Raw genomic sequence first — 5,189 nt, forward strand, 5'->3', positions numbered from 1 at the left:
ACTGAGGATCGTTCGGAGAAGTTGTTATATCATCTCCCGAAAAACAGATGTATTTTTTAGCGGAATCTAAATTGTATTTTTGATAAAATGCTTCTTTAGACAATAAAAATGTTTTATCAAAATGCGGCTCAAACTGCGGTGTTCCCGTGATAAAAATTTGCTCTTCTTTTACGTATGGATAATAATAAAGCAACTCATTTTTCATGTGTTCGCTCCAGACAATATAAAAATCCGTTTCGATAATTTTTGTTCCTTTTGGCAGGTTATCCCAGGAAAAAATAAACGTGGCTGTTGGTATTCCTAAATCCTGTGCAGCCAAAATTGAAGCAACTGCAGTTGTTATTCTTTGATTTGTACAAAAAACCATCGCCGGATTCTCGGCTTTAAGCGTATCTATACTATCGAAATATAATTTTGTTTTTCGTTCGTTCTCAGCTACTTTTTTTCTGATTCTGTTTAAGCCACTTTGAGAATTATTGAAGAAAATTATGTTACGTACAATGAATATTTTCACAATTTCTTTAATGCTTGTTTTTGAAAAAGGAAACCTATAAGTATCGTAAACTTTGTCTTTTGATTTTTTTATATTCTGGCTCAGCTCAATCTGAATCTGGGCTTTCTTCAAAAAATCAGTTATTGGATGCGCTCTGGGATTCGTGATTTTTAGTTCTTTAAATCCTAATTCTTCTAATTTGAACGGAGTTGCATTCCAAAAAGTAATATCAAATCCGTTGTCAATACCCAATTTATGAAAATTGGTAAAGGCAAAATTTCGCAGGCCGACGCCATCAGGAAGTAAGATAAAAACTTTTTTATTCTGCATTTATTTTAATAATTGTCCGGCATTAATCCATTGCCATATATGAAAACTACTTTGATTGTCTCCTTTAAAAAACAATTCTAATTCTGATTCTAATGCTGATTTGTCAAACCAGTTATTTTGATACAACAATGCAACTTCGGTTTTAACCCAATCTTTTAAATCTTCCGAAAGCCATTCTCTTTGTGGTGTTTGCAAAGGACGTTTGGGTGCTAAAACTAAGTCTTTTTGTAGAAACTTTTCTGCAATCTTACGCAGCATCCATTTCTGAACACCATCTTTTAATTTAAAATCTTTTGGTCTGCTGAAAACATATTCCACCAATTCATAATCTAAAAATGGTTCACGCAATTCTGTTCCGTGCAACATTGAAACTCTATCGTTAAACCTCAGCGCACGTGGAATTTTGGTGTAAAACAAATCGCGGTATTGAAGATTTAATAAATCATCATCAAATGGTTTTGGATAAACAGTTTCGGTGTAATTTTTAGCAAAATCAGCGTTGAGAACATTTGTTCTAAAAGGTGAATTCGTAACGCCCTGAATGATGTTTTGAGAGTTATTGGTATAATAATCGTAACCTGCCCAAGCTTCATCCGAACCCTGCCCATCGAGCAATACCTTCAATCCTTTTTGTCTTGCAGCCTGAAATATTTTGGAATAAGCAATCGTTGGAACTCCACCATAAGGCTCGCTTTGATGTTGCGTAATTTTCAGAGAAAGTTCAGGAACTTCATTAGCAGCAAGCGGACAAATATTCAAATGAAAGGATCTGTTTTCCAACATGGATTTTACCCAGGTTAACTCATCATAACGTTCATCATTGGTTATAAAAGTAAAAGCTTCAACGGTAGTTTTGTCAATATTTTGTTGGTCTATCAATGCTAATAATGTACTGGAATCTAATCCTCCGCTAAGGTTAAATCCTATCGGAACATCTGCTCTAAAGCGTAAATTAATTGCCTTTAAAAGCAAATTGGTAATATATTCTTCCTCGTTTTCGTGAAACTGAGATTGCAATTTTAATATTCTGTCTTCAAAGAAATACCATTTTTTGATTTGAAGTGAATTGTTTTTATAAGTCAAAAAATGTCCGCCGGGTAATTGATGGATGTTTTGCCAAAAAGTTTCATTTGGCATGCCATAACTTCCTTCAGAAAAAAAGTTGAGCCACACTTTATCGTTTGGTATTTTGTCAACTCCAATAGCGTGAATAGGGTTAATTTCAGAAGCAAAACTAAACGTATCGTTGTCAATAAAATAGTAAAAAGGCTTTACTCCAAATCGGTCGCGGGCTGCGAATAAGAATTGCTCTTTTTTGTTCCAAATAGCAAAAGAAAACATACCGTTGAATTTCTCCAAACAGCTTTCACCCCATTCTTTGTAGGCATTTAATAAAACTTCAGTATCTGATTGGGTTCTGAAATGATACTTACTTTGAAGTTCATTTCGCAACTCGATATAATTATAAATTTCACCATTAAAAGTCGTAACATAATTACCACAATCACTTATAAATGGTTGATTTGCATTGCTTGACAAATCAATAATGCTCAATCGGTTATGACCTAAAGCAATTTTGTTTTCCTCACAATAAAAATCCATGAAGTCAGGTCCACGATGTTTTTGAGTTTCCAACATCTGTGAAATACTATTTTTAGTAGCTTTCTGACCTATAATTCCAACGATACCACACATCTTACAAGTTGATTTGAGTGAGTAATCGTTCAGCTTTTTCCCAATCTTTCATGGTGTCAATATTCACATGAAATTGAGGATTGCTTTCTAAGTAAGCGATTGATTTTCCGTAAAGCGAACCGCCTTTAATCACAGCCGTTTTAGTAATATAAATAGAGCCATCGCGGTGAAATGATTTTGGCAAATCTTGTCTTCTTGGAATTATTTGTTCATCGCCAGTAGCAATTTTCAGTAATCCATTTTCGTTTTCTTCAAATGCCCAATGTGGATTAAATTCTTCAGGAATTGGTAAAACACTAAGCAGACAATCAGCATTGGCAGCGATAAATTTTTCAATTGCCAAATCAATCAAACCTTTTTCTCTGAAAGGATTCGTAGGTTGTAGTAAACAAACCGCATCAAAAAAAATATTTTGAGATTCGAAAAAAGCAATAGCATGTTGGACCACTTCAAGCGATGTTGATGTGTCTTGGGCAAATGCTGCCGGTCTTACAAATGGTGGTTTATAACCTGCAATTTCTGCTGCTATAGCTATTTCTTCATCATCTGTTGAAACAACTATTTCGGTCAAAAATTTAGAGTCCCTTGCAGAATATATAGTATATTCAATCAATGGTAATTTTCCAAGAAGTTTTATATTCTTTTTTGGAACACCTTTGGAGCCACCACGAGCTGGTATCAGACCAAGAATTCTCATTAGTAAGTTATGGTTTTATGAAACTGCAGTGGTAATTCTTTTAGAAGCTTAGCAATTTTTTCTCCGGCATCACCACCTCCGTATATATTGGAAGTTGTTCTTTTATTATCTTTCAAAATACTTTCGACAGCATTTACAATAGCATTCTCATCATAGGAAACATCAACTACATTTTGACCTCGGTCACGGCGATTTTGTCGCGAACCAATATTCACCGCAGGAACACCAAGATAAGCGCATTCACGAATCCCAACACTTGAATTTCCTAATAAGCACAATGAGTTATGCAGTAAATTCAGGAAATCATCACCTTCCATATTTTTAAAAAAATGAACGTTTTCCATTTTGTGATTTTCGCGGAAAGAACGAATTCCTGATGAAGTTCCATCGGCGCCTGCATCAACATTTGGCCAAAACCAAAGTGTTGGTTTGTTTATTTTCTGAATAGCACGCAAAGTAGCTTCGATATGTTTTCTTGAATCCTGGTATTCATTAGTCACAGGATGCTGCATTACCACAAGGTAACCATTTTCCAAATTGGGTTGAGAACCAACACCTCCATATTTTTCATAAGGATTGAAAGTCAGTTTTGTATTTTTTGCAACTTCCTGTGCGATATCAATTGATGGACAGCCAGTATTGAAAACCATTTCCTGATTTTCGCCCAGCTGAATTACTCTTTTCTTTGCATTTTCAGAAGCCACAAAATGATAATCTGCCAGTTTTGTAATTGAATGACGAACCTTTTCGTCAATATTTCCTGTTACTTCGCCACCCTGAATGTGAGCAAGTGGAATATTCATATAAGCAGCCGAAATGGCGGTTGCCATCGTTTCAAATCTGTCGGCAACGGTAACTACAATATCTGGTCGCAGGTTATCAAAAACTGTTGACAATTCAAGAATTCCAATACCGGTAGTTTTGGCCGCAGCGGTTAGATTTTCACCTTCCAAAACATTAAAAACTTTGGCGGCAATTTCAAATCCGTCGCTTTCTATATAATTGACTGCGCTACCATATCTATCCAACAAAGCAGACGCTGCCACAATAAGTTGCAACTCCAATTCGGGATGCTTTTTAATTGCAGTCAAAACAGTTTTTACGCGACTGTATGATGGTCTTGCTGTAATAACAACAGCTATTTTTCTTGTTTTACTCATGCTAAATCTGCTTCATTCAAAAAATCCCATTTGGATTTATTGCTTTTCAATTTTCTACCGATGACTTCTTTGAAATCCTGAGCGGAAATACCAAAATCTTTTGGTTTTTTGCTTTCTAAATCTTCGAAAGTAATGACATGTCCAATTGGTAAATCTTTATTTATGGCTAATGATTTCTCAAAAATAGATTTCAGCTCTTTGAAGCTTTCATTGCTATTCTTGTCAATCGGATTATTTTGGGCAATATAAATTCTATTTACAGCTTCAACCAACAGTTTTGTCTGCATGATTGTCAGTGAGGCGGAGGTATCAGGACCAAATATTTCTTTATGGAAAACTACATGGAATTCTAAAATTTCTGCACCAAGAGCAACAGCTGCAATTCCGGTGGAAACCCAAGAAGAATGGTCTGAAAAACCTACCGGAACATTATAGCGTTCTTTCAATTCGCCGATAACATTCAGTCCGTATTGTTCGGGCATTGTTGGATAAGCCGTTGTGCATTGCAAAATAGAAAACTTTGCTTTTTTACTTTTCAGGAAATTAACCGTTTCATTCAATTCGGTAAAACTGCTCATTCCTGAAGAAATGATAATTGGTTTTCCTGTGTGCGTTACTTTCTCTAAAAGTAGCAAATTATTCACTTCGCCGGAACCAATTTTATAGGTGTTAACACCAACTTCTTCCAGCCAATCAACGGCAAGATTGCTAAATGGTGAACAAATGAAATCCAAACCAACTTCATCGCAATGCTTTTTGATGTCTTTCCATTGTTCTAATGTGAATTCCATTCGCTTCCAATAATCGTAACGCG

4 protein-coding genes and 1 pseudogene are annotated in these 5,189 nt (G+C 35.4%); all 5 read right to left on the minus strand.

Annotation, left to right across the window (positions count from 1 at the left end; translation table 11 throughout):
* Positions 1 to 823: pseudogene (locus tag ABIQ27_RS04185) on the minus strand (UDP-glycosyltransferase); the annotation flags it as partial.
* Entirely contained in the window at positions 824 to 2,518 is a 1,695-nt protein-coding gene (asnB, locus tag ABIQ27_RS04190) for an asparagine synthase (glutamine-hydrolyzing) (protein WP_348032334.1), read from the minus strand.
* A gap of 1 nt (position 2,519) precedes the next feature.
* Positions 2,520 to 3,215, minus strand: coding sequence for an acylneuraminate cytidylyltransferase family protein (locus ABIQ27_RS04195; RefSeq protein WP_348032336.1), 696 nt, complete (start codon positions 3,213 to 3,215; stop codon positions 2,520 to 2,522).
* The gene (neuC, locus tag ABIQ27_RS04200; protein WP_348032337.1) at positions 3,215 to 4,375 is read right to left on the minus strand and encodes a UDP-N-acetylglucosamine 2-epimerase; all 1,161 of its coding nucleotides are present in this window, start codon (positions 4,373 to 4,375) and stop codon (positions 3,215 to 3,217) included. Before neuC ends, ABIQ27_RS04195 begins: the two co-directional genes overlap by 1 nt.
* The coding region (locus ABIQ27_RS04205; protein ID WP_348032339.1) for an N-acetylneuraminate synthase family protein at positions 4,372 to 5,189 on the minus strand (818 nt) is incomplete at its 5' end. The genes ABIQ27_RS04205 and neuC, both read right to left, overlap by 4 nt.

Source organism: Flavobacterium sp. (genome assembly GCF_039916025.1).
GTDB lineage: Bacteria > Bacteroidota > Bacteroidia > Flavobacteriales > Flavobacteriaceae > Flavobacterium.

What these genes read in the sequence shown, in the direction of transcription:
- ABIQ27_RS04195 (WP_348032336.1), bottom strand. Translation starts at nt 3,215, where the DNA reads ATGAGAATTCTTGGTCTGATACCAGCTCGTGGTGGCTCCAAAGGTGTT.
- neuC (WP_348032337.1), bottom strand. Translation starts at nt 4,375, where the DNA reads ATGAGTAAAACAAGAAAAATAGCTGTTGTTATTACAGCAAGACCATCA.
- asnB (WP_348032334.1), bottom strand. Translation starts at nt 2,518, where the DNA reads ATGTGTGGTATCGTTGGAATTATAGGTCAGAAAGCTACTAAAAATAGT.